Source organism: Streptomyces adustus (assembly GCF_009377175.1).
In the GTDB taxonomy this organism is placed as follows: Bacteria; Actinomycetota; Actinomycetes; order Streptomycetales; family Streptomycetaceae; genus Streptomyces; species Streptomyces adustus.
The window spans coordinates 1-14,695 of record NZ_VJZD01000090.1 but is presented as its reverse complement, the minus strand read 5'-3'; the positions used below and the strand labels follow the sequence as shown (position 1 = coordinate 14,695).

Genomic DNA, 14,695 nt, shown 5'->3' with positions numbered 1-14,695 from the left:
GAATCGGGTGTCACGGGAGGGCGTTCCGGCTGTCAGGGGAGTACGAGCAGGTCGCGGTCGGTGCGGTTGAGGCGCTCGCCGCCGTCCTCGGTGCACAGCACGATGTCCTCGATCCGGGCCCCGTAGCGGTCCGGGAGGTAGATGCCGGGCTCGATGGAGAAGGCCATGCCGGGCTCCAGCGGCCGCCGACTGCCGGACACGATGTACGGCTCCTCGTGGCTCTCCACGCCGATGCCGTGCCCGGTGCGGTGCACGAAGTACGCGCCGTAGCCGGCGTCGGCGATGATGTCCCGGCCGACGGCGTCCAGTTGCTCGGCCGTGATGCCCGGCCGTACCGCGTCGGTCTGGGCCCGCTGGGCGCGCAGCAGCACCTCGTACAGCCGCCGGAACTCCTCGGGCGGCTCGCCCACCACGTACACGCGGGTGGAGTCGGAGCAGTAGCCCTGGCGCGTGGTGCCGCCGATGTCGACCACCACCGGGTCGCCCGGCCGGATCACCCGGTCGGACAGTTCGTGGTGCGGGCTGGCGCTGTTGGGCCCGGAACCGACGATCACGAAGTCGACCCGGACATGGCCCTCGACGACGATCGCGTCGGCGATGTCCCGGCCGACCTCGCGCTCGGTGCGTCCGGCCCGCAGCCATTCGCCCATGCGCGCGTGCACGCGGTCGATGGCCGCCCCGGCCTCCCGCAGGGCCGCTGCCTCCTGCGGGGTCTTGCGCATCCGCAGTTCGTTCAGCACGCCGCCGGCGAGTTCCTGCCGGGCGCCGGGCAGGGCGTCGCGGAACGCGATCGTCTTCTCCGCCCACATATGGTTGTCGACGCCGACCCTGGCGGTCCCGGCCGGCAGCCGGGCCGCGACCAGGGCGTAGGGGTCGTCGGTCTCGTCCCAGCCGGTGATCTCGATGCCCAGACCGCCGGCCGGCGAGGCCTGCGCGGCGGGCTTCTCCAACGCCGGTACCAGCAGGAACGGGTCGCCCTCGACCGGGAGGACCAGGCAGGTCAGGCGCTCCAGCGGCAGGGCGTCGTATCCGGTCAGGTAGCGCAGATCCGCGCCGGGGGAGATCAGCAGCGCGTCCAGCCCGGCGGCGGCCGTGGCCGCGCGGGCGGCCCGGAGGCGGTCGGCCGGCTGAGGGTCCGGGCCGGGCCCGGCGGTGTCGGTTCGGTCCTGCATCACATCTCCGTGGGTGGGGGGAGGTCGGGGCGGAGCGGTCGCCCGGTCCGCGGCCGGTCGGGTACGGCGGGGCCGCGGTGGGAGACTCCGCCCGGGGCCGGTCGGGCACGGTGGGGCCGCGGCGGCAGGCTCCGACCGGGGTCGACGGGAGTTCGCCCGGCGGCCGGGTGCCGTGCGGAAGGTTCCTGAGTCCCGGTCAGGCCGCCGCCGGGTAGAGGCGGCAGGCGACGCCGTCGTCGCTCAGCAGCGGCACCTCGCGGTCGCAGCCGTCGAAGGCGCGCGGGCAGCGCGGGTGGAAGCGGCAGCCGCTCGGCGGGGCTGCCGGGTCGGGGATGTCGCCGGGGAGCTCGGCGGGCAGCAGACCGGCGCCGTCGGGCTGCGGGATGGCGGCCAGCAGGGCCTGGGTGTACGGGTGGCGCGGGTTGTCCCAGACCTCGGCGGTGATCCCGGTCTCCACGATCTGCCCGAGGTACATCACCGCGATGCGGTCGGCGATGAGGCGCACGACGGACAGGTCGTGGCTGATGAAGAGCAGGCCGGCGCCCGACTCCACGGCCAGCGACCGCATCAGCCTGGCCACATGGAGCTGGGCGGAGGCGTCCAGCGCGGAGATCGGTTCGTCGGCGACCAGCAGCCGGGGCCGGGCGGCGAGCGCGCGGGCGATGGCGATGCGCTGCCGCTGGCCACCGGAGAACTCCTGCGCGTAGCGCGTCGCGGCGTCCGCGGGGAGGCCGACCCGGGTGAGGAGGTCCTCCGGGGTGGCGCCGTCGACGTCCTCGCCGCGCCCGGCCGCCGTACGGATGCCGTCGGCGATCTGCGCGCCCACCCGGCGGCGGGGGTTGAGCGATCCGTACGGGTCCTGGAAGACCATTTGAATGGACGTCAGCGCGGGGTCGCGGCGGCGCACCCCCAGCGGGCGCACCGGCGTGCCGTCGAAGGAGATCGAGCCCTCCTCGGACGGGGTGAGCCCGCACACCGCGCGGGCCAGCGTCGACTTGCCGCAGCCCGACTCGCCGACCAGCCCGACGACCTCCCCGGCCCGTACCTCCAGGCTGACCCCGGCGACCGCCCGGGTCGGCGGGGCGCCGGGCCGGCGGTACTGGACGACCAGGTCGTCGACGCTGAGCAGGGCCCCTCGGTCCGGTTGCCGGGTCATACGGTGCTCCTTCCGGGGAGCGCGTCCAGGAGCGTACGGGTGTACTCGTGGTGGGGTTCGGTGAGGACCCGGCCGCGCGGGCCGGTCTCGACGACGCGGCCGTGCCGCATCACGCTGACCTCGTCGGCGATCGCGGACATCACGCCCAGGTCGTGGGTGACCAGCAGCACGGCGAGGCCGAGGTCGTCGCAGAGCCCGCGCAGCAGCCGCAGCACACCGGCCTGGACTGTGACGTCGAGCGCGGTGGTCGGCTCGTCGGCGATCAGCACCTTGGGCTCGCAGGCCAGCGCGATCGCGATCGCGATGCGCTGCCGCATGCCGCCGGAGAACTGGTGCGGGTAACGGCCGAGCGCCTCGAGCGGGTTGGGGATGCGGACCTGTCCGAGCAGCTCGGCGGCGCGCGCCCGGGCCGCCTTGCGGTCCAGTTTCAGGTGGTGGCGCAGATGGTCGGTGAGCTGGCGCCCGATGGTGAGCATGGGGTGCAGGCTGGTGGAGGGGTCCTGGAACATCATGCTGACCGCGCGGCCGCGCAGCGCGCCGAGCTGACGGGGCGGCAGGGTCAGCAGATCGGTGCCCTCGAACGCGATCCGCCCGGTGGTGCGGGCGCCGGGCGGCAGCAGACCGAGGACGGCGAAGCCCGTCATGGTCTTGCCGGAGCCGCTCTCCCCGGCCAGGCCGTGGATGCGGCCGGGCCGGAGCGTGAGGTCGACACCGTGCAGGATGCGCTTGGTGCCGTCCTCGGCGGGGAGGTCGAGCGTGAGCCCGGAGATCTCCAGCACGGCGGCGCCCTTCTCGGCGGTCCCGCCGCCGGTCGCCGCAATCCCGCCTTCGTTCGCCGCAGTTCCGCTGTCGGCCGCCGCAATCCCGCTGTCGGCCGCCGCGGTCCCGCCGCCGGCCTCTTCGGGGGTTTCGGTGGTGGTCACGCCACACGCTCCTTCTCCGCGCCGATGGTCCGCGCGGTGCTGGGGTCCAGCGCGTCCCGCAACGCGTCGCCGAGGAAGTTGAAGGCCAGGACGACCGTCAGGATGGCCAGGCCCGGGAAGACGCCCATCCACCACATGTCGAACTGCTGGGTGCCGGACGCGACCATCGCACCCCACTCGGCCGTTGGCGGCTTGGCGCCCAGCCCGAGGAAGGACAGCCCGGACAGCAGCAGCGTCGCGGTGCCGATGTCGAGCGTGGCCAGCACGAGCAGCGGCCCGAGCACGTTGGGCAGGACGTCCACGCGCAGCGAGTGCCAGGCGGAGAAGCCCAGCAGCCGTCCGCTGAGGACGAACTCGCGGTTGCGCAGGCCCATGACCAGTCCACGGGTGACGCGGGCGTACGAGGGCCAGGCGACCACGAGGACGGCCAGCACCGCGTTCTCCAGGCTCGCGCCCAGCGCGGCGGCGACGACCATCGCCAGGATGACGGTGGGGAAGGCGAACACCAGGTCCGCGACCCGCATCACGGTCTCGTCCACCCAGCGTCCGAAGAACCCGGCGCAGGCGCCGAGCAGTCCGCCGATCAGCAGGGACAGGGTCACCAGCAGCAGCGCCAGCGGAATGGACATCCGGGCGCCGTACAGCACCCTGCTCAGCACGTCCCGGCCCAGCTCGTCGGTGCCGAACCAGTGCCCGGCGCCGGGGGAGGCCAGCCGGGGCAGGTCCTGCGCCAGCGGGTCGTGCGGGGCGAGCAGCGGCGCGGCCAGCACGACGACCAGCCAGCCGGCCGCGACCAGACCCCCGCAGACCGCCAGCGGTCTGCGCCAGGCGCGGGGCAGCCGTCGCAACAGGTTGAGTCTCACTGCACCCTCACCCTCGGGTCGATCAGGCCGTACAGCACGTCCACGGCGAGGTTCACGGTCAGGTACACGATGCCGACGACCAGTCCGACGCCCATGACGGCCGGCAGGTCGAGGGTGGTCGCGCTGCGGTAGGCGTACGCGCCCAGACCCGGCCAGGCGAAGATCGACTCCACCAGGACCGTGCCCGACAGCAGCGCTCCGAACGCCAGTCCGGCGACCGTGATGACCGGTACGAGGGCCGCCCGCAGCACGTAATGGAAGAGCACCGTCCGACCGGGCAGGCCCTTGGCCCGCGCGGCCCGGACGTAGTCCTGGCCCAGCACTTCGAGGACGGCGGACCGGGTGAACCGGGTGAGCAGACCGACGGTGTACGCGGTGAGCACCAGCGCCGGGAGCATCAGATGGCCGACCGCGCTCCAGAACACCGGCCACTGCCCCGCGAGGGCGGCGTCGACCGTGTACAGGCCGGTGACGTCCGGTGGAGGTGCGAACTCCGGCGCGATGCGGCCGCTGCCCGGCGCGATGCCGAACTTGTAGAAGAAGAGGTAGAAGGCGAGCAGCGCCAGCCAGAAGGTCGGCACCGACACCCCCAGCAGGCTGACCACCCGCAGCAACTGGTCGGTGAACCGGTCCCGGCGCAGGGCCGCGACGACGCCGAAGGCCACGCCCACGACCAGCGAGACGACGATCGCGGCGCCGGCCAGTTCGAGGGTGGCCGGGACGGCGGTGCCCAGGTCCGTCAGCACCGGCTGGTGGCTCTGCTGGGACTCGCCCAGGTCGCCGTGGAAGAGGTTGCCGAGGTAGGTCGCGTACTGGACCGGCAGCGGCTTGTCGAGGCCGTGCTGGTGCCGGAACTGGGCGACGATCGCCGGGTCGCCGATCGCCCGCTGGCCCAGGTTGGCGGCCGCAGGGTCGCCCGGGACGAGATTGGTGAGGACGAACGTCACCAGGGTCACGCCGAGCGCCAGCAGCGCGGCGGTCAGGGTCCGGCGGAGCAGGAATCGGGCCAGCGGGTGGCGCCGGAGCAGCCCGGCGCGGGGCCCGCGGGCGGGCGGCCGAAGCCGCCCGCCCGTTGCCTCACTTGCTGCCGAGCGCGGCGACATCGATCGTCCACACGGGGTTGTAGGCGATGCCGGTGACCGACGCGGCGGAGACCGTGTTCCGGCTGGGCTGCATCAGCGGGATGAAGGGACCGCCGGCGTTCAGCCTGGTCTGGATCTCCTCGTACTGCGTCTTGCGGGTGTCGTCGCCGATCGTGGTGGCGGCCTTCTCGCCGAGCGCCGTCAGCTCGTTGTCCGCGCCGGCCTTCCAGCCCGCCCGCAGGCCGACCAGGTTGCCGGGCAGGAAGACCAGGTAGTCGCTGGGGTCCGGGTAGTCCGGGCCCCAGTACCAAAGGCCCGCCTGCTCCTTGCCGTTGCGGTAGTTGTCCAGTTCGGTGGTGGTCGGCGCGGGGGCGAGGGTCACGTCGATGCCGACCTCCTTCAGCTGCGCCTGGATCCGCTCGGCCAGCGTCTGGAGCGACAGGCCGTCGACGGTCAGGTCGCTGGGGTAGCCGAGGGTCACCGAGGGCTTCGCGATCCCGCTGGCCTTCAGCGCCGCCTTGGCCCCGGCCAGGTCGCGGCCGGCGGCCTGCGAGGCGGGCAGCGCCCCGAGGAAGTTGGACGGGATGACGCCGGCGGGCTGGACCGAGCCGGCGCCGCCGAGCGTGAGCAGACCCTTGTAGTCGATGCCCTTGCGCACGGCCTCCACGAACTTGGCGTTGGCGGTCACGCTGCTGACCTTGGTGTCCTGGTTGAGCAGCAGGAAGATCACGTCCGAGGACGCGCCGCTGCTCACCTTCAGTCCGCCGCCCAGCCCCTTGACCTGGTCGGAGGTCAGGTCGAGGGCCACCTGGCTGTCGCCGCGCTGCACGTTGAGCTTCTGGGTGGGCGCCTGGACGTTACGGATGACGATCTTGTCGTACGTGGGCTTGGCGGCGCCGTTGTACTTGGGGTTCTTCGTCAGGACGACCTGGGTGTTGGTGTTGAAGGAGGACAGCGTGTACGGGCCCGAGCCGGCCGAGGCGCTGTTGAGGTACTTCTCCGCCGCGTCGGACGCGGTCGCGGATCCGCCGTGCGCCTGGACCGTCTTGGCGTTCACGATGCCGAGAGCGGGGTTGGGCAGGATGAAGGGCAGCGCCGGGTTCGACTTCGCGGAGACGAGGGTGACGGTGGAGGCGTCCGTCTTGGTCACCGTGACGCCGTCGAGCAGGAACGACGGGTTGCCCTTGAGCGCGATCACGCGGTTGAGGGAGAACACCACGTCGTCCGCGGTGACCGCGCTGCCGTCCGAGAACTTCGCGCCGGCCCGCAGGTGCAGGGTCAGGGTCCTGCCGTCCGCGGACTGCTCGTACGAGGAGGCCAGCCCCGGTATCGGCTTCGTGACATCGTTGCCTTCGAAGGTGAGCAGCGTCTCGTACAGAGCCTTGTCCACGATCTGCCCGGTCGGCTCGAACTCACGGCCCGGGTCAGCGGTCTTCAGGTTGAACGAGGTGTCGACCACCAGCGTCTTGCCGCCACCGGACGACGATCCGGTCGTGCTCCCGGCGCCGGAGCAGGCGGTGAGGGCGAGCGCCGCGACGGCGACGAGCGAGAGCGCCGCGGGGTACGACCCGGTGCTGAATCTGGACATGCGAGCCTCCGGAAACAGGGCAAAGGGGAAGGAAGTTGTGACGAGAGTCAATGGCTGCTGGGCGGAGTCCCTGGACGTTTCACCGCTAGGGTTGGGTGAAACTAACCAGCGTTTTCGGCCACTGTGGCGAGCGTGAGACGAAAATCAGCAGAACGGCGTGATCATGAAAGATCTGTCTACTTCGGACGCTCAGGGCGAGCGGCGGTCTGGACGGATCGGCATCGGGCTCGCCCTAGACGCGGTGCATTTCAAGATCCTTGACGTCCTGCGTTCACATGGACGCCTGTCCATGGCCGCCCTCGCCGAGCGCGTCGGCGTCTCCCGCGCGAACGCCTACACCCGCGTCGAGGCCCTGCGCGCGGACGGGGTGATCAGCGGGTTCAGCGCCCGCGTCGACTACTCCAGGGTCGGCCTGGAGATCTGCGCCCTGATCTTCGTCACCGTGCGCCAGGAGCTGTGGAAGCAGTTCCGCGCCGCGCTGGCCCAGATGCCGGAGGTGGAGTACTGCGCCGTCACCACCGGCGAGCACGACGCCATGATCCAGATCCGGGTGGCCGACGTCGCCGCCGTGCACCGGGTGGTCACCGACAAGCTGTCCAACATTCCCGCGGTACGCGCCACCGAGACCGTCATCGTCCTGGACGAGGTGCTCCGCCGCCCCTACGTCCTGCCCCCCGCTTCCCAGGGCGCCGAACCGCTTCCCGTGCCCGCTCCGGGTACTCCCGGCGCGAGTCAGTTCGGCATGACCCGCTTCATCCGGGCGGCCGACGGCCGCCCCGGCCTCCGGGGGGACGCCGACCAGGAGGACTGACCGGCTGTCGGGGGCGCTGCGCACCCGGTGGCCGGCGGCCACACTTGTACACGAATGGGCGTTTGGTTACGCGAATGGATGTTTGGTCCGGATGTGGCCGGGCACTCGACGGGGTGCGGAGGACGGGTGAAGGCCGTCCCCGGGACTGTCGTCAGAAGGAATGTGAAGTGTCGTGACCTCGCACACCGCCATGGACACCCCGAACAGCACGGACATCGCGAACACCATGGAGAACGCGGCGGGCCGCCCGTCCGAGACGGGCTGGGCGCGGGCCCGGCGGCTGCGGAACCAGCCGGTGATGCGGACGTGCGTCCCGGCCGTCGAGGACCGCGGCGGCGCTGCCGTACGGCAGCCGGGACCGGACGGGAACATCGTGAGGGGCGAGGACTAGAGACCGCAGGCCGGGTGGGGAAGCCGGGGGGTTTGCCGCCCCCCGGCAAGCCCCCCGGCGTCTGCGTTGCGTGGGCCGGACCCGGGTCCGGAGGCCGGTCGGCCTCCGGACGGGTTCAGCGCGTCTTGGCCAGGAGGTCGAGGACCTCGGCCGTCGTGCCGGTCTCGCCGAGCCGGGGGAAGATCCGCGCGACGCTGCCGCGGTGCGCCTCGGGGTCCATGTCGCTCATCGCGTCGGTGACGAGGGTGACGTGGTAGCCGTGCTCGTGGGCGGCGCGGGCGGTGGACTCGACGCCGATGCTGGTGGCGATGCCGGTCAGCACGATCTGGGTGACCCCGCGACGGCGCAGCTGCACATCGAGGTCGGTGCCGTGGAAGGCGCCCCAGTTGTGCTTGGTGACGGTGATGTCGCCGGAGTGCCCGGCCAGCTCGGGGACGATCACGTCCCAGCCCTCCGGCCGGGTGCCGCCGGGACGCCCGGCCTCGGTGCGGCCCGGCACGAGGTCCGCGCCGTCGGCGGCGAAGGACACCCGGACCAGGACGACGGGCAGGTCCTGGGCGCGGAAGGCGTCGGCGAGCTCCACCGTGCGGGCGACGACCTCGGCGCCGCTGTACGGCTGCGTGGGGGCGGCGACGATGCCCGCCTGGAGGTCGATGACGACGAGGGCGGTGCGCGGGTCGAGGGCGGTGAGTGCCATGAGGGTCAGACCTTTCGGGTGGTTCGGGTGGTTCGGGTGTCCCGGGTGTCCCGGGGGGTGAGGGTGCTCAGGGAGCGGTCGGTGAGGCTGGCCACCAGCAGCAGCACGGACCCGCAGAGCATGAACACGGCGAGATCGTGCAGCCCGGGGGTGTCGGCGCGACGAGGGAAGAAGGCCGCGTCGGCGGCGGAGGCGGCCAGCGCGCCGAGGTACATGAAGGTGCGCAGCAGCCCGGCGGCGGAGGCGATCCGCGCGGGCTCGGCCTGCCGGTACAGGGCGGTCTGGTTGGCGAGCCCGATCAGCCCCTGCGGTACGCCCATCACGGCGCCCGTCAGCAGCAGGACCCACAGCGCGCTGCCGGAACCCACCAGCAGCAGCGCCGCGCACCCGGTGATCTGCACGAGCGATCCCACGACCAGCTTGCTCCGTACGGCCTCGCGGCGTCCGGTCAGGGTGGAGACGGCGAGCGCGCTCGCCGACAGCGGCAGCAGCACCAGCCCCGCGGTGGACGTGGTCAGGCCGCGCCCCTCCTCCAGCCACAGGGTGAAGCCGTACAGATAGGCGTACGACGTCGTGTAGCCGAGGAACTGGCGCAGATAGGTGGCGATCAGCGGAAGGTTGCCGCCGAGGACGCGGACGTCGACGAACGGGTCCGGCACCCGCAGTTCCCGGGCCACGAAGGCGACGGCGGCGACGGCGCTGAGCACCGGCAGATACCAGCGTTCGGCGCCGGGGTTCATCAGGAACAGCATCAGCGCGATCAGCGTGACGGCGAACAGGACCATGCCGGGCGGGTCGACGCCGGGCCGGTCGCCCGCCGGGCGCCGGGTCCGCGGCAGCCGCCGCGCGCCGAGCACCAGACAGGCGGCCGCCAGCGGCACATTGACGGTGAAGACGGCCCGCCAGCCGTCCAGGCCGATCAGGATCCCGCCGAGGGTGGGCCCGACGACGGCGACCGTCTGCGCGGCGACGGCCAGCGCGGTCAGCACCCCGGCCGGGCTGTCCTGCCCGGTGCGTTCGGCCTCGCTGCGGGTGAGCTGCATGGCCGCCGGATACGCGGCCGACGTGCCGAACCCCAGCAGCACCCGGGCGGCGATCAGCGTGCCCAGGGTCGGCGCGAGGGCGCCGAGCAGACCGGCGACCCCGACCAGACCGGTCCCGGCGAGGTAGAGGCGGCGCGGCCCGTACATGTCGACGAGCCGTCCGATGACCGGCTGCCCGACGGCGGTGGCCAGATAGAGCGCCGACACCAGCCACACGGTCTGCGACGGCGGGGCCCCGAAGGCGATCCCGATCGGCACCAGCGCGACCGCGATCATCGAGGAATTGATCGGGTTGAGTACGGAGCCCAGCACCATCGGGGCGATCAGCCGCCGGTCGAAGGCGTCGGGGGCGGGGCCGGCCGCCGTGGCCGGGCCGCGCCGGGAGAGTCGCGGTATCACTGCTCGGTGAGCCGGTCCATCAGGGCGAACGCGGTCAGGACCGTGCGGCGCTCGTCCTCCGTGAACCGGTCCTCGAACGCGCGCGCCAGCCATTCGGCCCGCACCCGCCGGTTGCCCTCGACCCGCTCGCGCCCCGCGTCGGTCAGCGTGACCAGCTGGCGGCGGCCGTCGTCGGGGTCGGGGTTGCGCCGGATCAGACCGTGCCGGTCCAGCGCCGCGAGCGTGGTCGCCATCGACTGCGGCCGGACCCCCTCGGCGGCCGCCAGCGCGCTCGCCGTGGCGGCCCCGTGCTTGCCGACCAGGGTGAGGGCGGACTCCTGGGAGGGAGTGAGCTCCTCGTCCTCGGCGACCTCCCTGATCCGCCGGCGCAGCCGGCTGAACACCACCCGCAGATCACGTGCGGCACGGGCGGCGGACTCGGACACGCCGTCGGGCGGTCCGGGCGCTTCGGCGGCTTCCGGAATGGGCTGCTCCATGGGTTCACCGTAAAACTTGCCGACGCAAACTGTCCAGTTTCAACTGAACAGTTTTATCTGTAGATCTCCTGTGGGTGGTCCGTGTCGGTGGTCCGTGTCGGTGGAGCGTCGGCAGATCGTCCGCGCGTCGTCGGCAGATCACCCGCGCACGGTCCGCAGAGCGTCCGCGGACGGCCCGAGCGGCGCGGGCGTCGTACGCTGAGGCCGTGCGTCTGCTGCTGACCACCGACACCCACCTGCCCCGGCGTGCCAAGGAGCTGCCCGCCCCGCTCCTCGCCGAACTCCCGCGCGCCGATGTCGTCCTGCACGCCGGGGACTGGGTCGACACGGACACCCTCGACCTGCTGGAGAGCCGCAGCCGCGCGGTCGTCGGCGTGTACGGCAACAACGACGGCCCGGACCTGCGCGCCCGCCTCCCCGAGGTGGCGTACGCCGAACTCGGCGGCCTGCGCTTCGGTGTCGTCCACGAGACGGGCCCCGCCCAGGGCCGGGAGGCCCGCTGCGCCGCCCGCTTCCCCGACCTCGACGTCCTGGTCTTCGGCCACAGCCACATCCCCTGGGACACCACCGCCGTCGGCGGACTGCGCCTGCTCAACCCCGGATCGCCGACCGACCGCCGACGTCAGCCCCACTGCACGTACATGACCGCCACCGTGGCCGACGGCGAGCTCACCGACGTGGTCCTGCACCGGCTGCCCCCGCGCTGACGCCGTACGCGGCGACCGTGTGCACCCGGGACCGGACACCCGCGCCCCGGCCCGTACGCGCTCACCGCGACGCGCGCGGGTGGACGGCCCCCCGCGTCGCCGTCAGCGGAGCGCCGCTGCCGCCCCAGCGCACCGCGACGATCTCGGCCGCGACCGACACCGCCACCTCCTCGGGGGTACGGGCCCCGAGGTCGAGCCCGACCGGTGAGCGCAGCCGGGACAGTTCGCGCGGGCCGAGCCCGGCCTCGACCAGCCGCCGCGTCCGCTCGTCGTGGGTACGACGGCTGCCCATCGCCCCGATGTACGCGGCCGGCCGGCGCAGCGCCTCCTGGAGCAGCGGCACGTCGAACTTCGGGTCGTGGGTCAGGACGCACACCACCGTGCGCTCGTCGGTGTCGGTGCCCCGCAGATAGCGGTGCGGCCAGTCCACGACCACCTCGACGCCCGCGGGGAACCGCTTCGGAGTGGTGAAGACCGGGCGGGCGTCGCACACCGTGACCCGGTAGCCGAGGAAGTCGCCGATCCGGGCGACGGCGGCCGCGTAGTCGATCGCCCCGAACACCAGCATGCGCGGCGGCGGCGCGAAGGAGTGCAGGAACACGCCGACGGCGTCCTCGCGCCGCTCCCCGTGCGGTCCGTAGTGCCGTACGCCCGTCGCGCCGAGCGCGAGACCGCCGCGCGCGTCGGCGGTGACCGCCACGTCCAGACCCGGCGTGCCCAGCGCGCCCAGGACCCGGTCGGGCCAGACGGCGAGGACGGCGCCGAGCGGCGCGGGCCCGCCGGTCACGGTCGCCACGGTCACCGGCCGACCGGCCGCCACCGACTCGGCGACCGCGCCGAAGGTCGGGTCGAGCGCGGGGGAGACCGGCCGCAGCAGCACGGTGAGCTCACCGCCGCAGGTCAGCCCGGCCGCGAAGGCGTCCTGCTCGTCGTAGCCGAAGGTCTCCAGACGGGCCTGACCGGTCGTCACCACCTCCCGCGCGAGTTCGAACACCGCGCCCTCCACGCAGCCGCCCGACACGCTGCCCACGACCTCGTCGTCCGGTCCCACGGCCATGGCGGCGCCGGGCTCGCGCGGCGCGCTGCGGCTGACCGCGACCACGACGGCGAGGCCGAACGGGGCACCGGCCGCGTACCAGCCGCTCAGCGCCGGGAAAATGTCACGCATCGTCGCCCCTCTCGCCACCGCGGTCAGCGTCGCATCCGCTTCGCCGGTGCCATCGCACCGCCACGCAGCCGCCGCAGGGGGTTAATCCGTTGCCGTGCCGTCAGTGACTCTGCTGCACTGAGAGTGACCAGCCCCCCACGGATCGAGGAGCACCGATGCGCGCACCGTTCATGTCCACCCCGGAAGGAACGACCCACTCTTCGAAGGACATGACGCTTCGTGCACCTGCTCAACCTCGGAATCCTCGCGCATGTCGACGCGGGTAAGACCAGTCTGACCGAACGGCTGCTGCACACGGCCGGGGTCATCGACGAGATCGGCAGTGTCGACGCGGGCAGCACCCGCACCGACACGCTCGCGCTGGAGCGGCAGCGCGGTATCACCATCAGATCGGCGGTCGTCTCCTTCCCGGTCGACGACGTGACCGTCAACCTGATCGACACCCCGGGCCACCCCGACTTCATCGCCGAGGTGGAGCGCGTCCTCGGGGTCCTCGACGGAGCCGTGCTGGTGGTCTCGGCCGTCGAGGGCGTCCAGGCGCAGACCCGGGTGCTGATGCGGACGCTGCGCCGGCTGCGTATCCCCACGCTGGTCTTCGTCAACAAGATCGACCGTCGTGGCGCCCGCGACGCGGAGGTGCTGCGCGCGCTGTCCGAGCGCCTCGCGGCGGCGGTCGTGCCCATGGGGCGGACCATCGGGCTCGGCACCCGCGAGGCGGCGTTCACGCCCGGCTTCGGCCCCGACGCGCTCGATGTCCTCGCCGACCACGACGACACCCTGCTCGCCGCGTTCGTCGAGGGCGCCGTCGGCCACGACCGGCTGCACTCGGCCCTCGTCGCCGGGACCCGGCGGGCCGACGTGCACCCGGTGTACTTCGGCTCGGCGACGACCGGCGCGGGCGTGCCGGAGCTGGTCCGCGGCATCAGGGACCTGCTGCCCACTGCCTGCGGCGACCCCGAAGGCCCGGTCTCCGGCACCGTCTTCAAGGTCGAGCGGGGTACGGCGGGGGAGAAGGTCGCCTACGCGCGCATGTTCTCCGGCACCCTGCGCGTGCGCGACCGGATCGCCTTCGGCGAGGGCGGCCGGGAGGGCAGGATCACCGGGATCGGTGTCTTCGACCACGGCACGGACACCCCGTCCGGCGCCGTCGCCGCGGGCCGGATCGCCCGGCTGTGGGGACTGGCCGACGTCCGGATCGGCGACCCGATCGGCGTACCCCGCAAGCCGTACGGGCACTTCTTCGCGCCGCCGACCCTGGAGACCGTCGTCGTACCGGGGCCGGGCACGGACACCGGGGCGCTGCACACCGCGCTCACCCGGCTGGCCGAGCAGGACCCGCTGATCGACCTGCGGCACGACGAGGCGCGCCGGGAGATCTCGGTGTCCCTGTACGGAGAGGTGCAGAAGGAGGTCGTCCAGGCGACCCTCGCCGACGAGTACGGACTCGACGTCTCCTTCCGCGGCACGACGCCGCTGTGTGTCGAGCGGCCGGCCGGGACGGGCGAGGCCGTCGAGTTCAACAAGAAGGACCCCAACCCGTTCCTGGCGACGGTCGGCCTGCGGGTGGAGCGGGCCCCGGTCGGCGCGGGCGTCTCCTTCGGGCTGGAGGTCGAGCTGGGCGCGATGCCGTACGCCTTCTTCAAGGCGGTCGAGGACACCGTGCGCGAGACCCTCGGCCAGGGCCTGCACGGCTGGCAGGTCACGGACTGCGCGGTCACCATGACCCACTGCGGCTACTCGCCCCGGCAGAGCCATGCCCACCAGCGCTTCGACAAGAGCATGTCGAGCACCGGCGCCGACTTCCGCGGACTGACCCCGCTGGTGCTCGTCGAGGCGCTGCGCCGGGCGGGCACCCGGGTGCACGAGCCGATGCACGGCTTCCGCCTCGACGCCCCGGTGGACACCCTGGGCGCCCTGCTGCCGGTGCTGGCCGCCCTGCGGGCCGTGCCACGGACGGCCGACACGCGCGGCGAGGTCTGCGTCCTGGAGGGAGTGGTGCCGGCCGCCGAGGTGCACGCCCTGGAACAGCGGCTGCCCGGACTGACCCGCGGCGAGGGCGAGTTCGAGAGCGCCTTCGACCACTACGCGCCGGTCGCGCGCGGACAGGTCCCCGAGCGGGCCCGCACCGACCACAACCCGCTGAACCGCAAGGAGTACCTGCTCCAGGTGACGCGCAAGGTCGGTGGATGAGGCGGCTGCGGGGGCGGGCCGGTCGGGGC

Annotated in this window: 14 protein-coding genes; 4 read left to right on the top strand and 10 right to left on the bottom strand. The window is 73.0% G+C overall.

Features of this window, described 5'->3' with window-relative positions; translation table 11 throughout:
• Positions 1 to 32 precede the first annotated feature (32 nt).
• The 6 genes from FNH09_RS22255 to FNH09_RS22230 form a co-directional block, all read right to left on the bottom strand.
• On the bottom strand, positions 33 to 1,172 hold the full coding sequence (locus FNH09_RS22255) for a M24 family metallopeptidase (protein ID WP_152890701.1): 1,140 nt from the start codon (positions 1,170 to 1,172) through the stop codon (positions 33 to 35).
• Between the two features lie 196 nt (positions 1,173 to 1,368).
• On the bottom strand, positions 1,369 to 2,328 hold the full coding sequence (locus tag FNH09_RS22250; RefSeq protein ID WP_152890699.1) for an ABC transporter ATP-binding protein: 960 nt from the start codon (positions 2,326 to 2,328) through the stop codon (positions 1,369 to 1,371).
• Positions 2,325 to 3,251: an ABC transporter ATP-binding protein gene (locus tag FNH09_RS22245; protein WP_338017648.1), complete on the bottom strand. Its 927-nt coding sequence runs from the start codon at positions 3,249 to 3,251 to the stop codon at positions 2,325 to 2,327. Before FNH09_RS22245 ends, FNH09_RS22250 begins: the two co-directional genes overlap by 4 nt.
• Positions 3,248 to 4,114, bottom strand: coding sequence for an ABC transporter permease subunit (locus tag FNH09_RS22240; RefSeq protein ID WP_162468928.1), 867 nt, complete (start codon positions 4,112 to 4,114; stop codon positions 3,248 to 3,250). The genes FNH09_RS22245 and FNH09_RS22240 overlap by 4 nt, the downstream gene beginning before the upstream one ends.
• Positions 4,111 to 5,217 carry an ABC transporter permease gene (locus FNH09_RS22235; protein ID WP_152890696.1) on the bottom strand — a complete coding sequence of 369 codons (1,107 nt, stop codon included), beginning with the start codon at positions 5,215 to 5,217 and terminating at the stop codon, positions 4,111 to 4,113. The genes FNH09_RS22240 and FNH09_RS22235 overlap by 4 nt, the downstream gene beginning before the upstream one ends.
• Positions 5,192 to 6,784, bottom strand: coding sequence for an ABC transporter substrate-binding protein (locus FNH09_RS22230; protein WP_152890694.1), 1,593 nt, complete (start codon positions 6,782 to 6,784; stop codon positions 5,192 to 5,194). Before FNH09_RS22230 ends, FNH09_RS22235 begins: the two co-directional genes overlap by 26 nt.
• Positions 6,785 to 6,947: 163 nt before the next feature.
• Here FNH09_RS22230 and FNH09_RS22225 point away from each other — a divergent pair, with 163 nt between their 5' ends.
• Together FNH09_RS22225 and FNH09_RS22220 are read left to right on the top strand one after the other, a co-directional pair.
• Positions 6,948 to 7,595, top strand: a complete 648-nt coding sequence (locus FNH09_RS22225) for an Lrp/AsnC family transcriptional regulator (protein ID WP_152890692.1) — start codon at positions 6,948 to 6,950, stop codon at positions 7,593 to 7,595.
• A 190-nt stretch (positions 7,596 to 7,785) separates the two neighbouring features.
• Complete coding sequence (locus FNH09_RS22220) at positions 7,786 to 7,986, top strand: hypothetical protein (protein ID WP_420802772.1); 201 nt, start codon at positions 7,786 to 7,788, stop codon at positions 7,984 to 7,986.
• 115 nt (positions 7,987 to 8,101) lie between these two features.
• Here FNH09_RS22220 and FNH09_RS22215 read toward each other — a convergent pair whose 3' ends face one another.
• The 3 genes from FNH09_RS22215 to FNH09_RS22205 are packed head-to-tail and all read right to left on the bottom strand — an operon-like array spanning position 8,102 to position 10,601.
• Positions 8,102 to 8,683 carry a hydrolase gene (locus tag FNH09_RS22215; RefSeq protein WP_152890688.1) on the bottom strand — a complete coding sequence of 194 codons (582 nt, stop codon included), beginning with the start codon at positions 8,681 to 8,683 and terminating at the stop codon, positions 8,102 to 8,104.
• A 5-nt stretch (positions 8,684 to 8,688) separates the two neighbouring features.
• Complete coding sequence (locus FNH09_RS22210) at positions 8,689 to 10,125, bottom strand: MFS transporter (RefSeq protein ID WP_162468927.1); 1,437 nt, start codon at positions 10,123 to 10,125, stop codon at positions 8,689 to 8,691.
• The gene (locus FNH09_RS22205) at positions 10,122 to 10,601 is read right to left on the bottom strand and encodes a MarR family winged helix-turn-helix transcriptional regulator (RefSeq protein WP_152890684.1); all 480 of its coding nucleotides are present in this window, start codon (positions 10,599 to 10,601) and stop codon (positions 10,122 to 10,124) included. The genes FNH09_RS22210 and FNH09_RS22205 overlap by 4 nt, the downstream gene beginning before the upstream one ends.
• Positions 10,602 to 10,807: 206 nt before the next feature.
• On the opposite strand from FNH09_RS22205, the gene FNH09_RS22200 reads away from it, so the two are divergent.
• A complete protein-coding gene (locus tag FNH09_RS22200; RefSeq protein ID WP_162468926.1) occupies positions 10,808 to 11,308 on the top strand; it encodes a YfcE family phosphodiesterase in 501 nt (166 codons plus the stop codon).
• A gap of 61 nt (positions 11,309 to 11,369) precedes the next feature.
• Here the strand turns inward: FNH09_RS22200 and FNH09_RS22195 are convergent, their stop codons facing one another.
• On the bottom strand, positions 11,370 to 12,476 hold the full coding sequence (locus tag FNH09_RS22195) for an XdhC family protein (protein ID WP_152890682.1): 1,107 nt from the start codon (positions 12,474 to 12,476) through the stop codon (positions 11,370 to 11,372).
• A gap of 219 nt (positions 12,477 to 12,695) precedes the next feature.
• On the opposite strand from FNH09_RS22195, the gene FNH09_RS22190 reads away from it, so the two are divergent.
• The gene (locus tag FNH09_RS22190; protein ID WP_162468925.1) at positions 12,696 to 14,666 is read left to right on the top strand and encodes a GTP-binding protein; all 1,971 of its coding nucleotides are present in this window, start codon (positions 12,696 to 12,698) and stop codon (positions 14,664 to 14,666) included.
• The last annotated feature ends 29 nt before the right edge of the window (positions 14,667 to 14,695 follow it).

What these genes read in the sequence shown, in the direction of transcription:
- FNH09_RS22250 (WP_152890699.1), bottom strand. Translation starts at nt 2,328, where the DNA reads ATGACCCGGCAACCGGACCGAGGGGCCCTGCTCAGCGTCGACGACCTG.
- FNH09_RS22205 (WP_152890684.1), bottom strand. Translation starts at nt 10,601, where the DNA reads ATGGAGCAGCCCATTCCGGAAGCCGCCGAAGCGCCCGGACCGCCCGAC.
- FNH09_RS22225 (WP_152890692.1), top strand. Translation starts at nt 6,948, where the DNA reads ATGAAAGATCTGTCTACTTCGGACGCTCAGGGCGAGCGGCGGTCTGGA.
- FNH09_RS22220 (WP_420802772.1), top strand. Translation starts at nt 7,786, where the DNA reads ATGGACACCCCGAACAGCACGGACATCGCGAACACCATGGAGAACGCG.
- FNH09_RS22195 (WP_152890682.1), bottom strand. Translation starts at nt 12,476, where the DNA reads ATGCGTGACATTTTCCCGGCGCTGAGCGGCTGGTACGCGGCCGGTGCC.
- FNH09_RS22235 (WP_152890696.1), bottom strand. Translation starts at nt 5,217, where the DNA reads ATGTCGCCGCGCTCGGCAGCAAGTGAGGCAACGGGCGGGCGGCTTCGG.
- FNH09_RS22230 (WP_152890694.1), bottom strand. Translation starts at nt 6,784, where the DNA reads ATGTCCAGATTCAGCACCGGGTCGTACCCCGCGGCGCTCTCGCTCGTC.
- FNH09_RS22215 (WP_152890688.1), bottom strand. Translation starts at nt 8,683, where the DNA reads ATGGCACTCACCGCCCTCGACCCGCGCACCGCCCTCGTCGTCATCGAC.
- FNH09_RS22255 (WP_152890701.1), bottom strand. Translation starts at nt 1,172, where the DNA reads ATGCAGGACCGAACCGACACCGCCGGGCCCGGCCCGGACCCTCAGCCG.